The following is a 23,082-nucleotide window of genomic DNA, read 5'->3' as shown; positions in this document are numbered from 1 at the left end:
CCCACGGCGAACGGCAGCGGGCCCGCGCCCCTGCCCGTGCGCGGGGCCCACGAGGAACGACGCACCATCGCCGAGGCCGTACCGGGCATCCGGCCCGAGGACCGGCACATCGTCGCCGAGCACACCGTCGCCCCGCCCACCCCGCGCTCCGGCGCCGTGCGCGGCACCATGGGCAAGCCCCAGCTCCCCCGGCGCCGCGCCCAGGAACACATCGCCCCCCAACTGCGCGACGGCCCCGTCCCGCGCCAGGAACCCGAGCACGTCCCCGGCCACGACCCCGGCCTCATGGCCGCCTTCCAGCGCGGCATCGGCCTCGCCGAGGCCCAACAGCACCTGGAGTCGGAGCACTTGGACCACGCCGGCGCGGACTTCATGGAGGCGGACGTGCCCACGGCGCGCATCACCGAGGCGCGCCCCGCGCAGCTGTCCCGCCCCGATCACACCAACCGGCACGACGGGAGCGCGACAGCCGGATGACCCCGCACGCACCCACCCCCCTGCCCAGCGCTCCCGCAGACCTTCGTACCTCAAGGAGTCGATCCATCATGGCGAGCGAAGCGCCCACCGGCCATGCGTCCGATCTCGACTGGCTGATGAGCGGCCTCGTGCAGCGCGTCCCGCACACCAGCAGTGCGGTGCTCCTGTCCTGCGACGGGCTCGTGAAGTCGGTCCACGGCCTCGACCCGGACAGCGCCGACCACATGGCCGCCCTGGCCTCCGGGCTGTACTCCCTCGGGCGCAGCGCCGGGATCCGCTTCGGTGACGGCGGAGACGTCCGCCAGGTCGTCGTCGAACTCGACTCGACCCTGCTGTTCGTGACCACCGCGGGATCCGGCACCTGTCTCGCGGTGCTGGCCGGCCGCGAGGCCGATGCCGCGGTGCTGGGCTACGAGATGGCGATGCTGGTCAAGAGCGTCCGCCCCTATCTGGTCACCGCCCCCCGGCAGCACGCCGTCGAACCCTCGGCGTCGAGGCCTTGAGCGTGGCGGCGGCCGGCGACGGGCCCTGGCTCGACGACGCGGCCGGACGGCTGGTGCGCCCCTTCACGGTCAGCAACGGCCGGACCCGGCCCACCGTCGCCCTCGACCTGATCTCCCAGGTGATGGCCACTGGGGCGACCCCCCTCGGCTATCTGGGCCCCGAACACACGGAGGCGCTCGACCTGTGCCGCGCCCCCGTCTCGGTCGCCGAGGTCGCGGCCCACCTGAAGCTGCCAGCGGCGGTGACCAAGGTGCTGCTGTCGGACCTCGTCGACTGCGGGGCGCTCACCACCAAGCCCCCCGAGTTCCACCACAACCCGACTGACCGGGCTCTTCTGGAGGCAGTGCTCGATGGACTACGACGACAGCTCTGACTACGACGGCGGCGACCCGTTCCCCACCGCGCTGAAGATCCTGGTGGCGGGCGGCTTCGGGGTCGGCAAGACGACCTTCGTCGGCGCCGTCAGCGAGATCGCACCGCTGAGCACCGAGGAGCTGCTCACCACGGTCAGCGCCGCGACCGACAGTCTCGACGGTGTCGAGAACAAGGTCGAGACCACGGTGGCGATGGACTTCGGCCGCATCACCCTCGACCCGCAGCATGTGCTGTACCTGTTCGGCACGCCCGGACAGGAGCGGTTCTGGTTCATGTGGGACGAGCTCTGCGAGGGCGCGCTCGGCGCGGTGATCCTCGCCGACACCCGCCGCCTGGAGGACTGCTTCGCCGCCGTCGACTTCTTCGAGCAGCGCGGCCTCGGCTTCATCCTCGCGATCAACGAGTTCGACGGCTCCTACCGCTACCACCCCGAGGAGGTCCGGGCCGCCCTCGACCTCGATCCCGACGTACCCGTCGTGCGCTGCGACGCCCGGATCTCCAGCTCGGGCGTCCAGACCCTGCTCACCCTGGTCAAGCACCTCATCGCCCATGCTCCGGCCGCCCCCACCGGCCACGGCGCCCACATGTGATCCCCGCACACCCCACGGAGCCCGCCCATGTCATACGACCACAGCGACGGAGTGCGCCCATGAGCTACGACCCGCCCCGCCCGGCCGGTCGTCTGCTGCTTACCCCGGAGGACAAGGAAGCCCCCGCCCGCGCGCGCCGGCTGCGCGGGCTGGGACTCGGGGAACGCACCGATCCCGCCCTCGACGCCTACGCGAGCCGTCTCGCCGAGGTGACCGGGGCGACGTACGCGATGGTCAACTTCCTCGACGAGCACCGGCAGTTCTTCGCGGGCCTGTGCCGCCCGGCCGGCGTGCCGTACCGCAAGGGGGACGGCACCAGCCCGGAGCTCGGCCGCAGCATGCCCCGCGACCACGGCTTCTGCCCCCATGTCGTCGTCCGGCGCAAGGCGCTGGTCCTCGAGGACGTCCTCGACTACCCGCGTTTCGCGGGCAACCCGGTCGTCGACGAGTTCGGCATCCGCTCCTACCTGGGCGCGCCCCTCATCGACAGCACGGGCATGGTCCTGGGGACGGTGTGCGTGGCCGACGTGGCGCCCCGGACCTGGGGCAGGACCGGCCTGGAGACGATCAAGTCCACCGCCGTGGACCTCGCCGTACGGCTGGAGCGGCGGGACGGCGGCGGACTGCCGCTGTGAGGGTGTGAAGCGGAGCTTGGGCCGCGGTTAAGAAATCCTCGATGGACCGGCGGCACGCCGTACGGCAGATTGCAGTGGTCACCACTCCTCTTCCCGGGTCCGGGCTGTTTCGGCATGCCCGTGTCCGGGATCTCACCCTCAGGAGCCGTACGCGTGAAGGCGCTGGTCAAGGAGAAGGCGGAGCCCGGGCTCTGGCTCGCGGACGTCCCCGAGCCCGCCGTCGGACCCGGCGACGTACTCATCAAGGTGCTCCGCACCGGCATCTGCGGCACCGACCTGCACATCCGGTCCTGGGACGGCTGGGCGCAGCAGGCGATCCGGACACCGCTGGTGCTCGGGCACGAGTTCGTCGGCGAGGTCGTGGAGACCGGCCGGGACGTCACCGACATCAAGCCCGGCGACCGGGTCAGCGGCGAGGGCCATCTGGTGTGCGGAAAGTGCCGCAACTGCCTGGCCGGACGCCGGCACCTGTGCCGGGCCACGGTCGGGCTCGGGGTCGGCCGCGACGGTGCCTTCGCCGAGTACGTCGCGCTGCCCGCCGGCAACGTCTGGGTGCACCGGGTCCCGGTCGACCTCGATGTCGCCGCGATCTTCGACCCGTTCGGCAACGCGGTGCACACCGCGCTCTCCTTCCCGCTGGTCGGCGAGGACGTGCTGATCACCGGTGCGGGCCCGATCGGTCTGATGGCCGCCGCCGTGGCCCGGCACGCGGGCGCCCGCAACGTCGTGATCACCGACGTCAGCGAGGAGCGCCTGGAACTGGCCCGCAAGATCGGGGTGAGCCTGGCGCTCAACGTGGCGGAGACCTCGATCGCCGACGGACAGCAGGAGTTGGGGCTGCGCGAGGGCTTCGACATCGGACTGGAGATGTCCGGCAGGGCCGAGGCCATGCGCGACATGATCGCCAACATGACGCACGGCGGCCGGATCGCCATGCTGGGCCTGCCCGCCGAGGAGTTCCCGGTCGACTGGGCCCGGATCGTCACCTCGATGATCACCATCAAGGGCATCTACGGCCGTGAGATGTTCGAGACCTGGTACGCGATGTCGGTCCTGCTGGAGGCGGGCCTCGACCTCAGCCCCGTGATCACCGGCCGGTACGACTACCGCGACTTCGAGGCGGCCTTCGCGGACGCGGCGAGCGGCCGCGGCGGCAAGGTCATCCTCGACTGGACCGCGTAACCCTTAGGAGCTTCTTCGATGTTCGACTCCGTGCGCGACGACCTGCGCACCACTCTCGACGAGATCCGTGCCGCCGGGCTGCACAAGCCCGAGCGGGTCATCGGCAGCCCGCAGTCCGCGACCGTCGAGGTCACCGCCGGCGGGCAGCCCGGTGAGGTGCTCAACTTCTGCGCCAACAACTACCTCGGTCTCGCCGACCACCCCGAGGTGATCGCCGCCGCCCACCAGGCGCTGGACCGCTGGGGCTACGGCATGGCGTCGGTGCGCTTCATCTGCGGTACGCAGGAGGTGCACAAGGAGCTGGAGGCGCGGCTGTCCGCCTTCCTCGGCCAGGAGGACACGATCCTGTACTCCTCCTGCTTCGACGCCAACGGCGGTGTCTTCGAGACGCTGCTCGGCCCCGAGGACGCGGTGATCTCCGACGCCCTCAACCACGCCTCGATCATCGACGGCATCCGGCTCTCCAAGGCCCGCCGCTTCCGCTACGCCAACCGTGATCTGGCCGACCTGGAACAGCAGTTGAAGGAGGCGCAGTCCGCCCGGCGCCGACTGATCGTCACCGACGGCGTCTTCTCCATGGACGGCTACGTGGCGCCGCTCGCCGAGATCTGCGACCTGGCCGACCGCTACGACGCCATGGTGATGGTCGACGACTCGCACGCCGTCGGCTTCGTCGGCCCCGGCGGCCGGGGCACCCCCGAGCTGCACGGCGTCATGGACCGCGTCGACATCATCACCGGCACCCTAGGCAAGGCCCTCGGCGGCGCCTCCGGCGGCTATGTCGCGGCCCGCGCGGAGATCGTCGCCCTGCTCCGCCAGCGCTCCCGCCCGTACCTGTTCTCCAACACCCTCGCCCCGGTGATCGCCGCCGCCTCCCTGAAGGTCCTCGACCTGCTGGAGTCCGCCGACGACCTGCGGGTCCGGCTCCGCGAGAACACCGCCCTGTTCCGCCGCCGGATGACCGAGGAGGGCTTCGACATCCTCCCCGGCGACCACGCCATCGCCCCCGTCATGATCGGCGACGCGGCCGAGGCGGGCCGGATGGCCGAGTTGCTGCTGGAGCGCGGGGTGTACGTGATCGGGTTCTCCTACCCGGTGGTGCCGCAGGGCCAGGCCCGCATCCGGGTCCAGCTGTCCGCCGCGCACTCCACCGAGGACGTCGACCGGGCCGTGGACGCCTTCGTCGCCGCCCGGGCGGAGCTGGCCGGCTGACCTGAGACAATCGACGGGTGATCGAAGCGCGGCGGCTCCACATCCTCCGTGCGGTGGCAGACCATCGCACCGTGACGGCGGCTGCCGCCGCGCTGTATCTGACGCCCTCAGCGGTGTCGCAGCAGCTCACGGCCCTGGAGCAGGAGACGGGCCACCGGTTGGTGGAGCGCGGCGCCAAGGGCGTACGGCTCACCCCGGCCGGTGAGATCCTGCTGAGCCACACCAACGCGGTCCTCGCCCAGCTGGAGCGGGCCGAGGCGGAATTGGCCGCCTACGGCTCCGGGGCGGCCGGCACGGTCACCGTCGCCTCCTTCGCGACCGGGATCGCCCAGGTCGTCGCCCCGGCCGTGGCCCGCCTCGCCGATACCGCGCCCGGGATCAGGATCCGGGTCCTGGACGCCGAGGGTGACGCCAGCCTGCCGATGGTGCTGGACCGGCAGGTCGACATAGCGGTCGCCGTCGAGTACCGCGGGGCCCCGCCCGCCGACGACCCGCGGCTGAGCCACCTCCCGCTGTACGCCGAGCCCTTCGACGCGGTGGTGCCGATGACGCACCGGCTGGCCGATGTGGCCGAGGTGCCGCTGGGGGAGCTGGCCAAGGACCCGTGGATCGGGCCGTACCCCGGCAATCCCTGCCATGACGTGGTCGTGCTCGCCTGCGAGAACGCCGGCTTCCAGCCGCGCCTGGAACACTCCTCGGACGACTTCCGCGCGGTGGTGGCGCTGGCCTCGGCGGACGTGGGCGTCGCCCTGGTCCCGCGCTCGGCGCTGCGCGGCACGGATCTCACCGGCGTGGTCGTCCGCCCGGTCGACGGGGTGGCACCCACGCGCCGGGTCTTCGCGGCCGTACGACGAGGCGCGGAGGAGCATCCGCTGATCCGGCCGGTCCTGGACGCACTTCTGGTCGCGGCGGAGGCCTAGAGCGGGCCGGGAACCGGCCACGCGCCTTCCGGAGTCTGGGTTGTCATGCGTGTGACGATGATCCTTCCGGCCCTGACCGAGGCGACCAGCCCGCTGTTCCGGCCCATCAAGTACTCGCTGTTCCCGCCGCTCGGCCTCGCCACCCTGGCCGGCTATCTGGACCCCGGTGACGAGGTCACCCTCCACGACGAGCACGTCGAACGGATCGACCTGGAGTCCCTGGACACCCCCGACCTGCTGGTCGTCCAGCCGTACATCACCTCGGCCCGGCGCGGCTACGAGATAGCCGATCACTTCCGGGCCCGGGGGGTGCATGTCGCCATGGGCGGACTGCATGTCACCTCGTTGCCCGAGGAGGCGGCGGCCCACGCCGACACGATCTTCACCGGGCCCGGGGAGGACACCTGGCCGCTGTTCCTGAAGGACTTCCGCGACGGCGCCCCCGCCCGGCGCTACGACTCCACGCGGCGGACGCTTGCCGGACTACCGCCGGTGCGACGGGATCTGATCAAACGTCACCTGTACCTGGTGCCGAACTCGATCGTGGTATCGAGGGGTTGTCCGCACCACTGCGATTTCTGCTACAAGGACGCCTTCTTCGAGGGCGGGAAGTCCTTCTACACGCAGGCCGTCGACGACGCCCTGGCCGAGATCGACCGCCTGCCCGGTCGCCATCTCTACTTCCTCGACGACCATCTGCTCGGCAACCGCCGCTTCGCCGAGGCCCTGTTCGACGGCATGAAGGGCATGGGCCGGTTGTGGCAGGCGGCCGGCACGGTCAACTCCGTCCTGAAACCGGACCTGCTGGAGCGCGCGGTGGAGGCGGGGCTGCGCAGCCTGTTCGTCGGGTTCGAGACCGTCAACGACGCCAACCTCGCCGAGCGCCGCAAGAACCAGAACATCGGCACCGACTACGCGGCGGCGGTACGGCGGCTGCACGATGCCGGGGTGATGGTCAACGCCAGCTTCGTCTTCGGGCTCGACCAGGACGGCCCCGACGTCTTCGACCGGACCGTGGCCTGGGCGGTGGAGCAGGGCATCGAGACGGCGACCTTCCACATCATGACGCCGTATCCGTCGACCGGGCTGTGGAAGCAACTGGAGGCCGAGGACCGGATCGTGCACCGGGACTGGGATCTGTACGACACCCGGCATGTCGTCTACCGGCCGAAGGGCATGACGCCGCGTCAGCTGCAGGACGGGTACTGGCGGGCGTACCGCGACTTCTATCGCTGGTCCAACATCTGGCGGGGTGCGGGGGCCCAGCCCGGGACGCGCGAGCGGCTGCGGCATCTCGCCTACGCGGGCGGGTGGAAGAAGTTCGAGCCCGCGTGGGATCTGCTGATCCGGTCCAAGCGGGTGGTGCGCGCGCTGCCGGCGCTGGAGCGGACGCTGGCGGCGTTCGGGGGGAGGGAGTGAGGGGGAGGGAGTGACGCCTGTTTCAGATACGGGATAGAGTCCCGAATATGAAACAGACTGTTGTGGAGGGTGGCCCCGACCCCGTCGACGTCCGGCTCGCCGCCCGGCTGGCCGAGCTGCGCGCCGCGCACGGATGGTCGCTGGGTGAGGTGGCCGAGCGCAGCGGGGTCAGCAAGTCGACCCTGTCGCGGGCCGAGCGGGCGGAGATCAGCCCCACCGCCTCGCTGCTGAACCGGCTGTGCGGGGTGTACGGGCAGACCATGTCCCAGCTGCTCAGCGAGGTGGAGTCCGAGCCCGCCCTGCTGGTGCGGGCCGCCGAACAGCAGGTCTGGGCGGACCGGGCCTCCGGGTTCGTACGCCGGTCCGTGTCCCCGCCGCACCCCGGGCTGCGCGGCGAGCTGGTCGAGGGGCGGCTGGCCCCGGGCGCCGACATCGCCTACGACCGGCCGCCCGTGCCAGGTCTGGAGCAGCACATCTGGGTGCTGCGGGGGGCGCTCGACGTGACCGCGCAGGACGCCGGGCATCACCTGGAGGCCGGGGACTGTCTGCGGCTGCGGGTGTGGGGGCCGACGCGGTTCCGATGCGGCGGTCCCGACGAGACGCGGTATGTGCTGGCGGTGGTGCTGCCGTGATCGTGTCACGCTTGACCGAGGCCCAACTGCCGCAATACGTGGACCAGTTGGCGGATCTGCTGATGGACGCGGTGGAGGGGGGCGCCTCGATCGGCTTCCTCGCGCCCCTGGACCGCGCGGAGGCGCGGGCCTGGTGGAGGGCGCGGGCGGAGGGGCGGTTCGCCGTGTGGGTCGCGCTCGACGGCGGGCGGATCGTCGGCACCGTCAGCCTCGTCTTCCCCGACAAGCCCAACAGCCGCCATCGCGCCGAGCTGGTCAAGCTGATGGTGCACCGCAACGCCCGGGGACGCGGCCTCGGCCGTACGCTCCTGACCGCCGCGGAGGAGGCGGCCGGCGCCGCGGGTGTCACCCTGCTGCACCTGGACACCGAGACCGACAGCCCCGCGGAGCATCTGTACCGGTCGGCGGGGTGGACGCGGGCCGGGGTGATTCCCGACTACGCGGCGGACCCGGGCGGGGTGCTGCGGCCGACGACCCTGTACTACAAGCACGTCGGCACCGGCTGACTGTCAGTGGCAGCGGCTACGGTGCCTGCCATGCACGATGCCGAAGACGTACGCCGTATCGCCCTGTCCCTGCCGGACACGACGGAGAAGATCGCCTGGAGCATGCCCACCTTCCGGGTGGCGGGGAAGATGTTCGCCACGCTGCCCGAGGAAGAGACCTCCATCGCGGTGCGCTGCCCCAAGGAGGAGCGCGACGAACTCGTGCTGGCCGAGCCGGACAAGTTCTGGATCGCCGACCACGAGGCGCAGTTCGCCTGGGTGCGCGTACGGCTCGCGGCACTGGAGGACGAGGGGGAGCTGCGGGACATCCTCGCCGACTCCTGGCGTCAGGCGGCGCCCACCCGACTCCTGGAGGACTACCCGGAGTTGGGGCTGCCGGGCGCCGAGTGAAATCCCTCGGGCGTTGTCGGTACCGCGTGGCATGATCCGGGGGCGAGCGTGGCAGCCGGGGCGGAGGGGGCTCCGGCTGCCTCAGGGGCGGATGTGCGCGGAGGGGAGCGGGGGCATGGCGAGGGGGCTGTCGAAGCCGGCTCGGGAAGGGGCGGCCGGGGGGCATCCCGTGTGGTCCCGTGACTTCGGCCTGTTCTTCGTGGCCCGGGCGGTCGCCCGGCTCGGTGACACCATGCTGCCGGTGGCCCTCGCCGCCGGACTGCTCCAGCACGGCTACGGCGCGGGCGCGGTCGGCCTCGCCATGGCCGCCACCGCCGCCGCCTTCGCCGGGTTGGTCGTCTTCGGCGGAGTGATCGCCGACCGGTTCAGCACGCGTCTGCTGATGATCTGGGCGGACGTGGTGCGCCTGGGTACCCAGGCGCTGGCCGCCGGTCTGTTCTTCACCGGGCACGTGGTGCTGTGGGAGATCTGCGCGATCGGCTTCGTCAACGGCGTCGCGGGCGCCGTCTTCCAGCCGGGCGTCGCGAGCACGACACCCCGGCTGGCCACCGACGTCCAAGGCGCGAACGGCGCGATACGCATCGCGGAATCGGCGGCCCAGCTGGCCGGACCCGCCCTCGCCGGGCTCCTGGTGGGCCTCGCCTCCCCGGGCGGGGTCTTCGCCGCCCACGCGGCGACGTACGCCGTGAGCGCGCTGTGCCTTCTGCTGCTCCGCCTGCCCCCGCTGCCCCTCGACGGCGCGCCGGTGCCGAGCACCTTCCGGGCGGACCTGGTCGAGGGCTGGCGGGAGTTCAGGTCACGGGCCTGGCTCTGGGGCGTGATCGCCGTCTGGTGTCTCTACATGCTCACCGTCTGGGGCCCGAGCATCCCCCTGGTGGCGACGGAGGTCGTACAGGAACACGGACCCGGCGCCTACGGCCTGATCAACTCCGCCCTGGGCGCCGGCACCGTGGTCGGCGGCCTGCTGGCCCTGCGTCTGCGCCCCCGCCGGATGCTCCGCGCGGGCGCGATCAGCCTCTTCGCGTTCGTCGGCTTCCCGGCGACGGTGGGCCTGGGCCTGGACGTACCGGCGATGGCGGCCGGCGCCGCCGTGGCGGGCGCGGGCATGTCCTTCTGGAGCGTGATGTGGGCGACCACCGTCCAGACCCAGGTCCCGCCCGAGGTCCTCAACCGCATCCACGCCTACGACGTCGCGGGCTCCCTGGCGATGATGCCGGTCGGCCAGGCCCTGGCGGGCCCCTCGGCCGCCGTCCTCGGCACCGACCAGGTGCTCGTGGTGGCGGCCGTGATGAGCCTGGTCGTGGCCGCGACCCTGCTCGCGGTGCGCCCGATCCGGAACCTGGAACGCGTCGACGCGCCGACCACCGGCGCGATGCCCGCCGGGGACCCCGAGCGGGTGGGCACCGAATAAACCGGTGCGCGACCACCGAGCCGAGTGCGGTATTGTTTCCATGTTCGTTCGGCCCGGGGAAAGCCCAGGTCAGGCGGGCATCGGGACGTGGCGCAGCTTGGTAGCGCACTTGACTGGGGGTCAAGGGGTCGCAGGTTCAAATCCTGTCGTCCCGACCAGCTTCATCGCAGGTCGGAGGCCGTCCTCTCAGAGATGAGAGGACGGCCTCCGTCGTGTCTGTCGGGGCTTTCTCAGAGACGGACCGTCAGCGCCACCGCCACCTCGTCGCCCGCCGAGAGCCGCTCCGGCTTGCGTACCGCCGCCTTCAGCGGCAGCAGGTAGCCGCCGTCCTTGGGGAACAGGGACGTCGTGAAGTCCGCCTGCCCGACGCGGGCCTCCACCGGGATCACGCCCCAGCCGTACGTGGCCATCGCCGCCACCTCGCGGATGTCGGCGGACTCCTCGTCCGGGAGCGGGACGAAGTAGTACGGCGCCGGACCGCGCCATTCGATCACCTTGCCGGTGAACGTGAGATCCACTGATGCGTCTCCAGACGAGCGAGAAGGGGACAAACGGCCGGGCCGGCCGACGGAAGGTCGGCCGGCCCGGGGTGACTGGTGGGATCAGACCAGGTCGAAGCGGTCCAGCTCCATGACCTTGGTCCACGCCGCGGCGAAGTCCTTGACGAACTTCTCCTTCGCGTCGTCGCTCGCGTAGACCTCGGCGAGCGCCCGCAGCTCGGAGTTCGAGCCGAAGACCAGGTCGGCCCGCGTACCGGTCCACTTGACCTCGCCCGAGGCCAGGTCGCGGCCCTCGAAGGTGGACTGGTCGGCGGAGGTCGACTTCCACTCCGTGCCCAGGTCGAGCAGGTTGACGAAGAAGTCGTTGGTCAGCTTGCCCGGGGTCTCGGTGAAGACGCCGTGCTTGGTGCCGTTGTGGTTGGCGCCCAGCACGCGCAGACCACCGACCAGGACCGTCATCTCGGGGGCGCTGAGGGTGAGCAGGTTCGCCCGGTCCAGCAGCAGGTACTCGGCCGGCAGGCGGTTGCCCTTGCCGAGGTAGTTGCGGAACCCGTCGGACGTCGGCTCGAGGGCCGCGAACGACTCGGTGTCCGTGTGCTCCTCGGTCGCGTCGACACGACCCGGCGTGAACGCCACCTCGACCTCGACACCGGCGTCCTTGGCGGCCTTCTCCACGGCGGCGGAGCCGCCGAGGACGATCAGGTCGGCCAGGGAGACCTTCTTGGCGCCGGAGTTGAACTCGCTCTGGATGCCCTCCAGGGCGCGCAGCACCTGGGCGAGCTCGTCCGGGTTGTTGACCTCCCAGCCGCGCTGCGGCTCCAGGCGGATCCGGGCACCGTTGGCGCCACCGCGCTTGTCGCTGCCGCGGAAGGTGGAGGCGGAGGCCCAGGCGGCCGAGACCAGCTGCGAGACGCTCAGACCCGAGTCGAGGATCTTCGCCTTCAGCGCCGTGACGTCGGCGGCGTCGATCCGCTCGCCCTCGGCCTGCGGCAGCGGGTCCTGCCAGATCAGCGTCTCGGAGGGGACCTCCGGGCCGAGGTACAGCGACTTCGGGCCCATGTCACGGTGGGTCAGCTTGAACCAGGCGCGGGCGAAGGCGTCCGCGAACTCCTGCGGGTTCTCGTAGAACCGGCGGGAGATCGGCTCGTAGATCGGGTCGAACCGCAGCGACAGGTCGGTGGTCAGCATCCGCGGGCGGTGCTTCTTCTCCGGGTCGAAGGCGTCCGGCACGATCTCCGGGGCGTCCTTGGCGATCCACTGGTGCGCGCCGGCCGGGCTGGTGTCCGGCTCGTACTCGTACTCGAAGAGGTTCTTGAAGAAGCCGTTGCTCCACTGGGTCGGCGTCGTGGTCCAGATGACCTCGAGACCGCTGGTGATCGCGTCCTTGCCGACACCCGTGCCGTAGGTGCTCCTCCAGCCCAGGCCCTGCTCCTCCATGGAGGCGGCCTCGGGGTCGTTGCCCACGTGGTCGGCCGGGCCGGCGCCGTGGGTCTTGCCGAAGGTGTGGCCACCGGCGATGAGGGCGACGGTCTCCTCGTCGTTCATCGCCATCCGGCGGAAGGTCTCGCGGATGTCGCGGGCCGCGGCGATCGGGTCCGGGTTGCCGTTGGGGCCCTCCGGGTTGACGTAGATCAGGCCCATCTGGACCGCGCCGAGCGGGTTCTCCAGCTCACGGTCACCGCTGTAGCGCTGGTCGTCGAGCCAGGTGGTCTCGGGACCCCAGTACACGTCCTCGTCGGCCTCCCAGACGTCCGCGCGGCCGCCGGCGAAGCCGAAGGTCTGGAAGCCCATCTGCTCCAGGGCGACGTTGCCGGTGAGGATCATCAGGTCGGCCCACGAGATGGACTGGCCGTACTTCTTCTTGACCGGCCACAGCAGACGGCGTGCCTTGTCCAGGTTGCCGTTGTCCGGCCAGCTGTTCAGCGGCGCGAAGCGCTGCTGGCCGGCGCCGGCGCCGCCGCGGCCGTCGCTGATGCGGTAGGTGCCCGCGCTGTGCCAGGCCATACGGATCATCAACGGGCCGTAGTGGCCGAAGTCCGCCGGCCACCAGTCCTGCGAGGTGGTCAGCACCTCGGCGATGTCCTGCTTCACCGCCGCCAGGTCCAGGTTCTGGAACGCCTCGGCGTAGTCGAACTCCTCGCCCAGCGGGTTGGTCACCGGCGGGTTCGAGGCGAGGATCTTCAGGTTGAGGCGCTCCGGCCACCACTGACGGTTGCCGCCGCCCTGGGTCGGGTGCGCGGCACGCCCGTGCGCGACGGGACAGCCCCCCGTGCCCTCCTCCGTCTTGGGGTCGGTGACGATTGCGTCGGGGTTCTCAGCCATTGCGGCATCCTTCCGGGCTTGGTGGATCTCGTGCTCAGAGACTTTGGGGGGTCGAGCAGTCGGGGCAGGTGCCCCAGTAGATGACCTCGGCCTCGTCGATCGTGAAACCGTGGTCGTCCGAGGCGGTCAGACAGGGGGCGTCACCCACCGCGCAGTCGACGTCGGCGACGACGCCGCACGACCGGCACAGGATGTGGTGATGGTTGTCCCCGACGCGTCCCTCGAACCGGGCCGGGCTGCCGGCCGGTTCGATACGGCGTATGAGTCCCGCCGTGGTGAGGGCGTGCAGACCCTCGTACACGGCTTGCAGGGAGATATGGCCCACGCGGTCCCGCACTCCGGAGGCGATGGCCTCGACGCCCAGGTGGTCACCGACCCGGACGGTCTCCAGGAGCGCGACCCGCGCGGCCGTCACCCGCAGGCCCGCGCCGCGCAGCTCGTCGGCGGTGGTCGGGGTTCCGGAGGAGCTCATGTCGCCGAACCTACCCTCAAAAACACGAACGGTTCAAGAAAACGACAGATTCTAATTTTGTGGCCGGGAGGCGTCGCGGGGAGGGCGGGCCCGCGACAGGCTCCGTGACCGTCAGATCACGCACCCCACATGCGCCAGCGCCTGCTTCAGCAGCACGCCGTGGCCGCCCGGCATCTCGCTCTGCACCGCGGGCGACAGGGCCTCGTGCGGGCTGAACCACACCAGGTCGAGGGCGTCCTGCCGGGGGCGGCAGTCACCGGTCACGGGGACCACGTAGGCGAGCGAGACCGCGTGCTGACGGGGGTCGTGGTACGGCGTGATGCCCTGCGTGGGGAAGTACTCCGCGACCGTGAAGGGCTGCAGGGAGGCCGGGACCCGGGGCAGTGCCACCGGGCCGAGGTCCTTCTCCAAGTGCCGCAGGAGTGCGTCGCGCACCCGCTCGTGGTGCAGCACACGGCCGGAGACCAGGGTCCGGCTGACCGTTCCGTCCGGTCCGATGCGCAGCAGCAGGCCGATGCTGGTCACCTCGCCGCTGTCGTCGACGCGCACGGGCACGGCCTCGACATACAGAATCGGCATGTTGGCGCGAGCCATCTCCAGCTCGTCGGAGGTCAGCCAACCGGGCGTGGTTTCGGTCATATCAGACATTGCTTGATCATACTTTCCGGTGACGGCCGCGCTCAGTCGCGACGGGGGACGGTTTCGGCGGGAAGTCCGTACAGGCGGCGGGCGTTGGCGGAGCCGGTCCACCGCACGATCCGTAAGGCGTCGGGCAGACTCAGCTCGTCCTCGTCGACCCGGTCCTGCAGCAGCGCGGCGAGACCCCGCCGGAAGGAGACTGCGCCGAGCAGGTAGAACTCGGCCAGCCCGTAGGCGTCGGAGCTGTACAGCAGCTTGCGGAACGGGGTGATCTCCAGCGCCTCCTCCAGCACCGCGCGTGCCCGGGCCGGCCCGACGTGATGCAGGGTGAGGCCCACGTCGAGGTACACGTGCTCGAACACGGCGGCCAGATAAGCGGCTTGGCGCTGATACGGCCAGCAGTGCAGCAGCAGCACGGGGATCGTGCCGGCGGTCAGATGCAGCCAGTCGGTGAGGTGGGTGGGGTCCACCCGGTGCATCCGGATGTCGTTGTCCCCGAATCCGGTGTGCAGTTGGAGCGGCAGCCCGAGGTCCACGGCCGTCCACAGCAACTGCCGCACCAGCACCGGATCGGCGAGCCGCCCGCCCGCCGCGAGCCAGCGCCGGGCCGCCTCGGTGACCTCCGCCTCGGTGGGCCGGGCCGGGTCGAGGTCGAAGCCGGTGCGGTAGGCGGCGACCGACTTCACCGCCACCACCCCGGGCCGCCGCACGGCGTCCTCGGCGGCGCGGCGGAAGGCGGCACCGTACGCGTCCGGCTCGACACCCGCCCCCGCCACCGACTCGGCGACGTTCTCCAGTCGTACGACCTCGTAGGCGCTGCCCCCGGCCGCCTCGGCCAGCTCGCGCGGGGCCGTGAGCGGGAGCGGGGTGTGGCCGGTGTCGACGCAGAACACCTCGGTTCCGGCGGCGGCCAGCAGGCGCCGGGTCACCTCGCGCGGGCCGAGTTCGGCGCGCCGGTCCAGATAGGCGTCCGGGGCCGCGTGCCGGGGCAGGTCGAGCAGGGGTGCGCAGTGCCGGCGGACGGCCACGCCGACCGGGGTGTCGAAGGGGGAGATCCCGGGCCAGGCCGCGCCCTCGGTCAGCAGCGACTCGAAGCCGGGCCGGTCCAGGGCCTCGCCGGCCACGCCGTGGCAGTGATGGTCGACCAGGGGAAGCGCGGCCAGCGCCTCCTGCACGGTGGCCGTCACGTCAGTATCGCCAGCGGTAGGCCGCCGCGATCTCCGCGTCGTCGAGTCCGTCGACGGCGGCGATCTCGCCCTCCCGTACGGCCGTCACCGCGTCGGCGAGGACCGGCCCGAGCGCGGCGGACAGCACCTCGTCCCCGCGGAACGCCTCCACCGCCTCCCCGAGCGAGGTCGGCAGCCGGCGCACGCCCCGGGCGCGGGCCTCCTCGGGGCCGAGGCGGCTCGGATCGCCGGTGATCTCCTCGGGCAGGGAGGCCGAGCGCGTGACGCCGTCCAGGCCCGCCGCGACGACGCAGCCGAGGGCGAGATAGGGGTTCGCGGCCAGGTCGACCGGTTTGATCTCGATGTTCGCCGCCAGGTCCCGCAGGCCCGCGGTGCCGGTGATCACCCGAACGCCCGCCTCCCGCGTCTCCCGGCCCCAGGCCGTGAACACCCCTGCCCACTGGGCGGGTTTGAGCCGCAGATAGCTGGCCGGACTGGGCGCGGTCACCGCCGTCAGCGCCGGGAGGCGGGCGAGTACGCCCGCCGTGAAGGATTCCGCGTCGGCCGTCATGCCGTGCCGGCGGTCGCCGCCCGCGTGCAGGTTGGCGCCGTCGCGCCAGGCGGAGAGGTGCAGATGGCCGCCGTTGCCGACGCCCTCGGCGAAGACCGCGGGGGCGAAGGAGACCACCAGGCCGTGGCGCCGGGCCACCGCCCGGATCGTCTGCCGCACCAGGACGCTGCGGTCGGCCGCCGCCACCGGGTCCAGGGCGCCCACCGACAGCTCGAACTGGCCCGCCGCGTACTCGGGATGGATCTGGTCGACCTCCACGCCCTGCTCGGCGAGCGCGGCCAGCAGCTCGGCGGTGCAGTCGCTCAGCTCGATCTGCCGGGTGGCGCCGTACGCCGGACCTGTCACCGCGGGCACGAACTCGCCCTTGGCCAGAGGTCCTTGACCGACGGCCCACTCGATCTCGATGGCCGCCCGGAAGGTGAGGCCGTGGCGCCGCTCGGCCTCCGCGACCAGGTGGCGCAGGACGGTACGGACGCAGCCGGGGTGCCGCTCGCCCTCCTGGGTGATCCGGTCGACCGGCGCCCACGCCCAGCCGGGCTGTGCGGCCAGCACCACCAGCCGGTCCAGGTCGGGGTAGAGACGAAGATCGCCGTCCGGGGAGCCGAGGACGTCGGTGGTGACGATGGAGTCGTTCGCCAGGAACGTGTCGAACACCGGTGACATCCCGACGCCCCAGGCCGCAGCGTGGGGCAGTTTCGCCGTCGGGATCGCCTTCACTCTGCCGATGCCCGAGGTGTCCACATAGGCCAGCACAACGCCGTGCACGCCCCGCCCGGCCAGCTCCCCGCTCAGCGCGGTGGCCCGCTCGACGTCCCCGGGACGTCCCCCGGGCACGGGGTCGGCAAGGGTGGTCATGCGCTCTCCTCGTCGAGCTGGGTCGTGAAACTCGCTGTGGGCGTCAGGGTTTCACGGCCACCGCGCCGTACTGCGGCACCGCGACGGGAGAGTCGGACTCGGCGCGCCACACCGAGCACGACACCAGGCCCGGTTCGAGCAGTTCCAGGCCCTCGAAGAACGCGGCGATGTCGGCGCCGCTGCGGGCGGTGATCGGGGGAGTGGCGTTCTCGTTCCAGAACTCCATCGCCGGGATCTGGCCCGCGCCGCCCACCTCGTCGTCGTAGGTGGGGTGGGTCAGGACCAGGTAGCTGCCGGAGGGGACCGCGGCCATCACCCGGCGGGCGATGTCACGGGCCTTGTCGGCGTCGAGGACGAAGTTCAGGATGCCGAGCATCATCACCGCGACCGGCTGGGTGAAGTCCAGGGTGGACGCGGCGCGTTCGAGGATCGCGTCGGGGTCGTGCACATCGGCGTCGACGTAGGCGGTGACACCGCTGTCGGTGCCGGTCAGCAGGGTGCGGGCGTGCACGAGCACGATCGGGTCGTTGTCGACGTACACGATCCGCGCGTCCGGGGCCACCCGCTGGGCGATCTCGTGGGTGTTGTCCGCCGTCGGCAGGCCGGTGCCGATGTCCAGGAACTGCCGTACCCCGCGCTCCTCGGCGAGGAAGCGCATCGCCCGGCCGAGGAAGTCGCGGTCCGCGCGGGCGATGTCCCGGATGATCGGGAACATCCCGGCGACATGCTCGCCGACCTGTTGGTCGACCGCGTAGTTGTCCTTGCCGCCGATCCAGTAGTTCCACACACGCGCGTTGTGCGCCACACCGGTGTTCAGCCTCGACGACACGTCCGCCGGGGTGTGGCCTTCGGTCACGACTCGTTCCTCTCCTCGCACGTACGGCCGAAACCGGCCGTGGGGCCATTGTGCCGTCCCTTGATCACCCTGTCTGCGGAATCGGCACAGGATCAGCGGCGGTTGGGCTGCGCGAGGGTGAACTCGGCGGAAAATCCACGCCGTTACGCGGAGGGCGTCTTGCCCGCCTGGACGTCCTCCAGACGCTGGGTGCCCTTCTCCACGGCGTCCTCGACGGAGTCGTCCTCGTCGCCGTCCAGGCCGCCCGCGGTGACCGTGATCGCGTCGGAGCCCACCTGTACGGCGGCCACGTCCTGGGTCAGCGTGGTGGGCGAGCCGTCGACGTCGCCCTGGACCGTGACGCGCAGTCCCTGACGGGCGTCGCCCTCGTCGGGCAGCGAGGTCCCGATCACCTCGACCGTCCGCTCCTCGCCCGCCTTGTCGGTGGCGGTGAACCGGTCGCACTTCTCCGGCAGGGTCTTCATCCAGGCCAGGGACTCGCCGACGTCGGTCCGGTCGTACGCGGCGACCTGGTACAGCAGCCGGGAGTCGCCCTCCTCGAAACCGCGCAGCGCCGACGCGCCGGAGGGCTTGCCCAGCAGGTCCTCGCTGTACAGGCCGTCCAGCAGCCGCTGGCAGTCGGCGGCGTCCGCCTTGCCGGTGAGGAAATCACCCACGTCGACCTGGGCGATGAGCAGGGAATCGCGCCAGTCCTCGGCGTTCTCGACCTGGGTCCAGTCGTCCTCGATGTCGGACTCGGTGATCAGCGCGGCCCGGGCACCGGCCTCGGTGAGGGTGGGCGCGGCGGTGGTCCGCGCGGCCAGCGGGGTGGCGGCCACGTCCGTCGTGGCCGCGTCCGTGGCGCCGGCGCTGTCCTTCGCGTCGTCCGAGCAGGCGGCGCAGGTCAGCAGGGCGGCTGTCGCCAGGGCCGCGGCGAGGACGGGGGCCGGTCGGCGGGTGCGGGTCATGGCGGGATGCCTCCTCGGGACGCTTTCCCCCAGCGCATCACCGGCCCCTCGCGACCACCAGCGGCACCGGCCCGTTCGGGTGACCCTTCGGGGGCCGGCCCGTTCGGGAGACCGTCCGGGGTCGCTCGTGCTGCCGGGCGCACCGGTCAGGGGTGGGACGTGCGGGCGGCTCAGCGCTTGACGCCGACTCCGCCGTAGAGCGACACGGGTCCGGGACCCAGCGGGGACTCGTCCCGGCCGAGGTCCGGGCGCCAGTCCCGCACCGAGACGATGCCCGGCTCGACCAGCTCAAGTCCGTCGAAGAACGTGCCTACTTCGGCCTTCGTGCGTGCCACGAGGGTGACCCCGCCCGCCGCGTACCGCTCGATGCCCTCCCGGACGTTCTCCGGTTCGAAGTCGGCCGTCATGCAGGACAGGACCAGGCAACTGCCCGGAGCCAGCGCCTCGACCAGGGTGCCGACCAGGTCGTACGCGCCGTCCTCGTCGGCGACGAAGTGCAGCAGGGCGATCAGGGACAGGGCGACCGGGCGGTCGAAGTCGAGGACGCGGGAGGCCTGTTCGAGGATCGCGCGCGGATCACGGGCGTCGGCCTGGACGTACTCCGTCACGCCCTCGGGGCTCCCGCGCAGCAGGGCCTCGGCGTGGGCCAGCACGATCGGATCGTTGTCGACGTAGACGACGCGCGCCTGCGGCGTGAAGGACTGGGCGATCTGGTGGAGGTTGGGCTCGGTGGGGATGCCGGTGCCGATGTCCAGGAACTGGCGGATTCCCGTCGTCCCGGCGAGATGGCGGGTGGCCCGCTGCATGAACCAGCGGTTGCTGCGCGCGGCGCGCGGCGCGCCCGTGTCGATCGCCATGATCTGCCGACCGAGTTCCTCGTCGACCGGGTAGTTGTCCTTGCCGCCGAGGTACCAGTCGTAGACCCGGGCCGGATGGGGCCGGGTCGTGTCGATGCGGACGGCCGGCTCGGTCCCGGTCACTCGCTGCTCCTCTGCTCGGTCGGCACGCTGTGCGTCGCGGGCAGTCTTTCACGATCATCCGACGCGGCGGAGACTGTCTTCGGCCACCTCCGGGGTGGGTGGCCCTTGGTCAAATGGGCGGCGAGAGAGGCGAGTTCGCACCCGCCTCTCGTCGCTCACGGCTTCAGCGGATCGTGTCCGACGGACATCAGCAGGTGCCGGCGGCGCGGGTCCTCGGCCGCGGGTTCGTTCTCCACGTCCGCCTCTTCGGCGACCGTGTCGACCACCTCGTACATCACCTGGATGTCGGCGTCGGTGAGGTCCGTGCGGCGCTTCTGGAGGATCGCGAGGACGTGCTGTCCTGTCGGTGTCCCGGCGTGCTCCGGCAGCGGTTCGGTCTCCTCGGAGGCCTCGCTGACCCGCAGCCAGGCGGCGAGTTCCTGCGAGGTCATGTTCACCGCGCGGTGGAACTCCTCCCACAGCGTGTCGAGTTCGAGGGAGTCGGTCATCGTCTTTCCCTTCCGCTCTCGGGGGGCCGGTTCACTCGTCGCGGGGCCAGTTCTCCGCGTCGAACATCCAGCGCTGCTTCTCCAGCTCGCCGGTGATGGTGATCAGCAGGTCCTGGGTGACCGGGTCCGGCCCCTCGGTGGCCTGGATACGGTCCCGCAGCCGGCCGATGGCCGCCTCCAGCGTCGTCACCATGAGCTGGACCACCTCGGTGTCGCGCAGCCAGCCCTCCCCGGCGCCGGGCAGCCCGAAGGACGCGGCGACGGTCTCGGGGCGGCCGTCCGGCGACACGCCGAGCGCCGCGGCGCGTTCGGCGACGGTGTCGGAGAAGGCGCGCGCGGCCGAGACGACCTCGTCCAGCTGCAGGTGGATCGAACGGAACCTCGGTCCGACGACGTTCCAGTGCGCCTGCTTCCCGACGAGCGACAGACCGAGCAGGTCCACCAGGGTGTCCTGCAGGGCGTCCCCGGCGATACGGCGTTCCTTGTCGGGCAGAGTGCTCCTCACCACGGTCATGGTGCTGTTCTCCTCCTCGCGTGTTCCCTGGTCGTCCGGAGCAGCTCGGCGCGTTCCTCCTCGCGGGTCCCGCCCCACACCCCCGAGACCTGTCCGCTGTGCAGCGCGAAGGCCAGGCACTGAGGGCTCACCGGGCAGCGGGCGCAGACGCTCTTCGCGGCCGCGATCTCCCGCAGAGCCGGTCCCCGGGTGCCCACGGGAAAGAACAGCTCAGGGTCCTCACCCGCGCAGGCCGCGTTCCGCAACCACTCCATGGGGGCGCGGGTGCCCCGGGTGTACTGGTGCAAACCCGACGATCCATGGAGTGGCTTGTCTCACTTCGTGAGTACGTCGTCCAGGAAGCGGACCAGGTCGGCGAAGACCTCCTCCTTGTTCGTCTCGTGGAACACCTCGTGCCGGGCGCCCGGATAGACGTGCTCGGCCAGCCGTTCGCCGCGCAACTCCTCGACGCCGGCCCGGCTGCCGTCGAGCGGCACCAGCCGGTCGTCGTCCCCGTGCAGCCACAGCAGCGGCAGCGGACCGACGTCACCGCCCTTGGAGACGACGTCCAGGGTCCGGACGAAGGCCTGCACCGTGGGCCGCTTCATCGCGCCGTGCCACACCAGCGGATCGTCGGCGTACGACGAGCCCACCTCGGGGTCGCGGGAGAGCGCGCCCGGGCTGATCGGGGTGTCCGGGATCTCGTCGAGGGCGAGCAGCCGGCGCGGCAGCGCCCAGTCGCCGATGACCGGCCCGGACAGCACCAGCGCGGTGAGCTCCGTGCCGTACCGCTGCGCGAAGCGGGCCGAGATCAGTCCGCCCATGGAGTGCCCGACCATCACCAGCGGGAGGCCGGGATGCGCGGTCCGGGCCAGCTCCGCGACGGCGTGCACGTCGGTGACGACGTCCTCGAAGTCCTCGATCAGCACCCGCTGGCCCGACGACTGCCCGTGACCTGTGTGATCGGGAGCGAAGACCGCCGCGCCGTGGGCCGTGAGGACCGCGGCCAGTCCGTCGTACCGGCCGGAGTGCTCCCCGTAACCGTGCACGACGAGCGCCAGGTACCGCGGATCCCGCCTCGGCCATTCGCGTACGACGATCGGGCCGCGGGTTGCGGCCAGGATGTGTTCGCGGCTGTTGGCCATGTCTCCTCCGGCTGCGTCGGTGAAGGTCTCCGGGGATCTTCCCAGGGGTGCGGTCGGCGGTCTATAGTCCGAAACTAGCGGTGCTAATTAAGCGGTGCTGTCAATCAGAGTCGCTGGTCATGACCGGTCGTGAGACCGCCGGCGCTGTCGGTCAGGAGTTCCCCGTGCGTCCCGTCCATTTCGCGGCCGCCCGCCGCACCCCCATCGGCAAACTGCGCGGAGCACTGTCCTCCGTACGGCCCGACGACCTCGCCGCCGCGGTGATCCGGGGCCTGGTCGCCGATGTGCCCGCGCTCGACCCGGCGCGTGTCGATGACGTGTACTGGGGCGCCGCGAACCAGGCCGGCGAGGACAACCGCAATGTCGCCCGCATGGCCGCGCTGCTCGCCGGGCTGCCCGAGTCGGTGCCCGGCGCCACCGTGAACCGGCTGTGCGCGTCCGGGCTGGAGGCCGTCACCACCGCCGCACGCACCATCGCCGCGGGTGAGGCGGACATCGTGCTCGCGGGCGGCTCCGAGTCGATGAGCCGCGCCCCCTTCGTGCTGCCCCGGCCCGACGAGGCCCTGCCGCACCGCATCGAGACCGTCGACACCCGGCTCGGCTGGCGGCTGGTCAACCCGGCGATGAGGGAACTCCACGGGCTGCTGTCCATGGGGGAGACCGCGGAGGAGGTGGCCGCCCGGTACGGCGTCTCGCGCGAACGGCAGGACGAGTTCGCGCTGCGCAGCCACCGGCTCGCCGCCGAGGCCCGCAAGAACGGCCACTTCGACGACGAACTGCTCCCGGTGGAACGGCCCGACGGGATCGTCGTCGACGGCGACGAGTGCGTGCGCGAGGACACGTCGTACGAGAAGCTCGCGCGCCTGAAGCCCGTGTTCCGTGAGGGCGGCACGGTCACGGCGGGCAACGCGTCGCCGATGAACGACGGCGCGGCCGGACTGCTTCTCGTCAGCGAGGAGGCGCTGAACGACCTCGGGCTCGAGTCGCTCGGCCGGTATGTCGCCGGGGCGTCCGCGGGGGTGCATCCGGACGTGATGGGGATCGGTCCGGTCCCGGCCACCCAGAAGGTGCTCGCGCGGGCGCGGTGGACCGTGGCGGACCTTCAGGAGGCCGAGTTCAACGAGGCGTTCGCGGCCCAGGCGCTGGCCTGCGTGGACCGGCTGGGCGTCGATCCGGAACTGGTCAACCCGAGCGGCGGCGCCATCGCGCTCGGGCATCCGCTGGGCTGCTCCGGCGCGCGGATCCTGACGACGCTGCTGCACCGGATGCGGCGTACGGGGGCGGAGCGGGGGCTCGCCACGATGTGCGTGGGCGTCGGGCAGGGGAGCGCGGTGCTGGTGGAGCGGCACTGAACTGTCAGGCGCCGCCTGATGAGACAGGCGCCGCCTGATGAGA

Annotated in this window: 26 protein-coding genes, 1 tRNA gene and 1 pseudogene; 15 read left to right on the top strand and 13 right to left on the bottom strand. The window is 71.6% G+C overall.

Annotated elements, in window-relative coordinates; genetic code table 11:
* The 14 genes and pseudogenes from ACWDRW_RS31095 to ACWDRW_RS31030 all read left to right on the top strand — a co-directional run.
* Positions 1-477 (top strand): annotated as a pseudogene (locus ACWDRW_RS31095) (ATP-binding protein); the annotation flags it as partial.
* Positions 478-545: 68 nt separating this feature from the next.
* A complete protein-coding gene (locus ACWDRW_RS31090; protein WP_451728785.1) occupies positions 546-980 on the top strand; it encodes a roadblock/LC7 domain-containing protein in 435 nt (144 codons plus the stop codon).
* Positions 981-982: 2 nt separating this feature from the next.
* Positions 983-1,354 (top strand): DUF742 domain-containing protein, encoded by a 372-nt coding sequence (locus tag ACWDRW_RS31085; RefSeq protein WP_269664727.1) that lies wholly within the window; start codon positions 983-985, stop codon positions 1,352-1,354.
* Positions 1,332-1,946, top strand: a complete 615-nt coding sequence (locus ACWDRW_RS31080; RefSeq protein ID WP_451728782.1) for a GTP-binding protein — start codon at positions 1,332-1,334, stop codon at positions 1,944-1,946. Before ACWDRW_RS31085 ends, ACWDRW_RS31080 begins: the two co-directional genes overlap by 23 nt.
* Positions 1,947-2,005: 59 nt before the next feature.
* The gene (locus ACWDRW_RS31075; RefSeq protein WP_451728779.1) at positions 2,006-2,581 is read left to right on the top strand and encodes a GAF domain-containing protein; all 576 of its coding nucleotides are present in this window, start codon (positions 2,006-2,008) and stop codon (positions 2,579-2,581) included.
* A gap of 153 nt (positions 2,582-2,734) precedes the next feature.
* Positions 2,735-3,763, top strand: coding sequence for an L-threonine 3-dehydrogenase (gene tdh, locus ACWDRW_RS31070; protein WP_451728777.1), 1,029 nt, complete (start codon positions 2,735-2,737; stop codon positions 3,761-3,763).
* An 18-nt stretch (positions 3,764-3,781) separates the two neighbouring features.
* On the top strand, positions 3,782-4,975 hold the full coding sequence (locus tag ACWDRW_RS31065) for a glycine C-acetyltransferase (RefSeq protein WP_451728774.1): 1,194 nt from the start codon (positions 3,782-3,784) through the stop codon (positions 4,973-4,975).
* Between the two features lie 17 nt (positions 4,976-4,992).
* Positions 4,993-5,895, top strand: a complete 903-nt coding sequence (locus ACWDRW_RS31060; protein WP_451728771.1) for a LysR substrate-binding domain-containing protein — start codon at positions 4,993-4,995, stop codon at positions 5,893-5,895.
* 45 nt (positions 5,896-5,940) lie between these two features.
* Complete coding sequence (locus ACWDRW_RS31055; RefSeq protein WP_451728768.1) at positions 5,941-7,314, top strand: B12-binding domain-containing radical SAM protein; 1,374 nt, start codon at positions 5,941-5,943, stop codon at positions 7,312-7,314.
* 47 nt (positions 7,315-7,361) lie between these two features.
* Positions 7,362-7,946: a helix-turn-helix domain-containing protein gene (locus ACWDRW_RS31050; protein WP_451728766.1), complete on the top strand. Its 585-nt coding sequence runs from the start codon at positions 7,362-7,364 to the stop codon at positions 7,944-7,946.
* Positions 7,895-8,452 carry an N-acetyltransferase family protein gene (locus tag ACWDRW_RS31045; RefSeq protein ID WP_451728763.1) on the top strand — a complete coding sequence of 186 codons (558 nt, stop codon included), beginning with the start codon at positions 7,895-7,897 and terminating at the stop codon, positions 8,450-8,452. The genes ACWDRW_RS31050 and ACWDRW_RS31045 overlap by 52 nt, the downstream gene beginning before the upstream one ends.
* Positions 8,453-8,482: 30 nt before the next feature.
* On the top strand, positions 8,483-8,842 hold the full coding sequence (locus ACWDRW_RS31040) for an MmcQ/YjbR family DNA-binding protein (RefSeq protein ID WP_451728760.1): 360 nt from the start codon (positions 8,483-8,485) through the stop codon (positions 8,840-8,842).
* A 115-nt stretch (positions 8,843-8,957) separates the two neighbouring features.
* Entirely contained in the window at positions 8,958-10,253 is a 1,296-nt protein-coding gene (locus tag ACWDRW_RS31035; protein ID WP_451728757.1) for an MFS transporter, read from the top strand.
* An 81-nt stretch (positions 10,254-10,334) separates the two neighbouring features.
* Positions 10,335-10,411 (top strand) — tRNA-Pro (locus ACWDRW_RS31030).
* A 72-nt stretch (positions 10,412-10,483) separates the two neighbouring features.
* On the opposite strand, the gene ACWDRW_RS31025 is transcribed toward ACWDRW_RS31030, so the two are convergent.
* The 13 genes from ACWDRW_RS31025 to ACWDRW_RS30965 form a co-directional block, all read right to left on the bottom strand.
* Positions 10,484-10,771, bottom strand: a complete 288-nt coding sequence (locus ACWDRW_RS31025) for a DUF1905 domain-containing protein (RefSeq protein WP_451728754.1) — start codon at positions 10,769-10,771, stop codon at positions 10,484-10,486.
* Positions 10,772-10,855: 84 nt separating this feature from the next.
* Complete coding sequence (katG, locus tag ACWDRW_RS31020) at positions 10,856-13,075, bottom strand: catalase/peroxidase HPI (RefSeq protein WP_451728751.1); 2,220 nt, start codon at positions 13,073-13,075, stop codon at positions 10,856-10,858.
* Between the two features lie 34 nt (positions 13,076-13,109).
* Positions 13,110-13,547 carry a Fur family transcriptional regulator gene (locus ACWDRW_RS31015; RefSeq protein ID WP_451728748.1) on the bottom strand — a complete coding sequence of 146 codons (438 nt, stop codon included), beginning with the start codon at positions 13,545-13,547 and terminating at the stop codon, positions 13,110-13,112.
* Positions 13,548-13,658: 111 nt separating this feature from the next.
* Positions 13,659-14,186 carry an NUDIX hydrolase family protein gene (locus ACWDRW_RS31010; protein WP_451728795.1) on the bottom strand — a complete coding sequence of 176 codons (528 nt, stop codon included), beginning with the start codon at positions 14,184-14,186 and terminating at the stop codon, positions 13,659-13,661.
* A 41-nt stretch (positions 14,187-14,227) separates the two neighbouring features.
* On the bottom strand, positions 14,228-15,373 hold the full coding sequence (locus ACWDRW_RS31005; RefSeq protein WP_451728746.1) for an amidohydrolase family protein: 1,146 nt from the start codon (positions 15,371-15,373) through the stop codon (positions 14,228-14,230).
* Position 15,374: 1 nt separating this feature from the next.
* Positions 15,375-16,778: a glutamine synthetase family protein gene (locus ACWDRW_RS31000; RefSeq protein WP_451728744.1), complete on the bottom strand. Its 1,404-nt coding sequence runs from the start codon at positions 16,776-16,778 to the stop codon at positions 15,375-15,377.
* Between the two features lie 43 nt (positions 16,779-16,821).
* Positions 16,822-17,634 (bottom strand): SAM-dependent methyltransferase, encoded by an 813-nt coding sequence (locus ACWDRW_RS30995; protein WP_451728741.1) that lies wholly within the window; start codon positions 17,632-17,634, stop codon positions 16,822-16,824.
* A gap of 143 nt (positions 17,635-17,777) precedes the next feature.
* Complete coding sequence (locus ACWDRW_RS30990; RefSeq protein WP_451728738.1) at positions 17,778-18,581, bottom strand: hypothetical protein; 804 nt, start codon at positions 18,579-18,581, stop codon at positions 17,778-17,780.
* A 170-nt stretch (positions 18,582-18,751) separates the two neighbouring features.
* Positions 18,752-19,561, bottom strand: a complete 810-nt coding sequence (locus ACWDRW_RS30985) for an SAM-dependent methyltransferase (protein ID WP_451728736.1) — start codon at positions 19,559-19,561, stop codon at positions 18,752-18,754.
* Positions 19,562-19,716: 155 nt separating this feature from the next.
* The gene (locus ACWDRW_RS30980) at positions 19,717-20,049 is read right to left on the bottom strand and encodes a DUF3140 domain-containing protein (protein ID WP_451728733.1); all 333 of its coding nucleotides are present in this window, start codon (positions 20,047-20,049) and stop codon (positions 19,717-19,719) included.
* 31 nt (positions 20,050-20,080) lie between these two features.
* The gene (locus ACWDRW_RS30975; protein WP_451728731.1) at positions 20,081-20,563 is read right to left on the bottom strand and encodes a Dps family protein; all 483 of its coding nucleotides are present in this window, start codon (positions 20,561-20,563) and stop codon (positions 20,081-20,083) included.
* Positions 20,560-20,850, bottom strand: coding sequence for a WhiB family transcriptional regulator (locus ACWDRW_RS30970; RefSeq protein WP_451728728.1), 291 nt, complete (start codon positions 20,848-20,850; stop codon positions 20,560-20,562). The genes ACWDRW_RS30975 and ACWDRW_RS30970 overlap by 4 nt, the downstream gene beginning before the upstream one ends.
* 27 nt (positions 20,851-20,877) lie before the next feature.
* On the bottom strand, positions 20,878-21,687 hold the full coding sequence (locus ACWDRW_RS30965; RefSeq protein ID WP_451728726.1) for an alpha/beta hydrolase: 810 nt from the start codon (positions 21,685-21,687) through the stop codon (positions 20,878-20,880).
* Between the two features lie 164 nt (positions 21,688-21,851).
* Here ACWDRW_RS30965 and ACWDRW_RS30960 point away from each other — a divergent pair, with 164 nt between their 5' ends.
* The gene (locus ACWDRW_RS30960; protein ID WP_451728793.1) at positions 21,852-23,039 is read left to right on the top strand and encodes a thiolase family protein; all 1,188 of its coding nucleotides are present in this window, start codon (positions 21,852-21,854) and stop codon (positions 23,037-23,039) included.
* Positions 23,040-23,082: the final 43 nt, after the last annotated feature.

The organism is Streptomyces sp. NPDC003635 (genome assembly GCF_053587635.1).
This window is presented reverse-complemented; position numbering and strand designations above follow the sequence as displayed.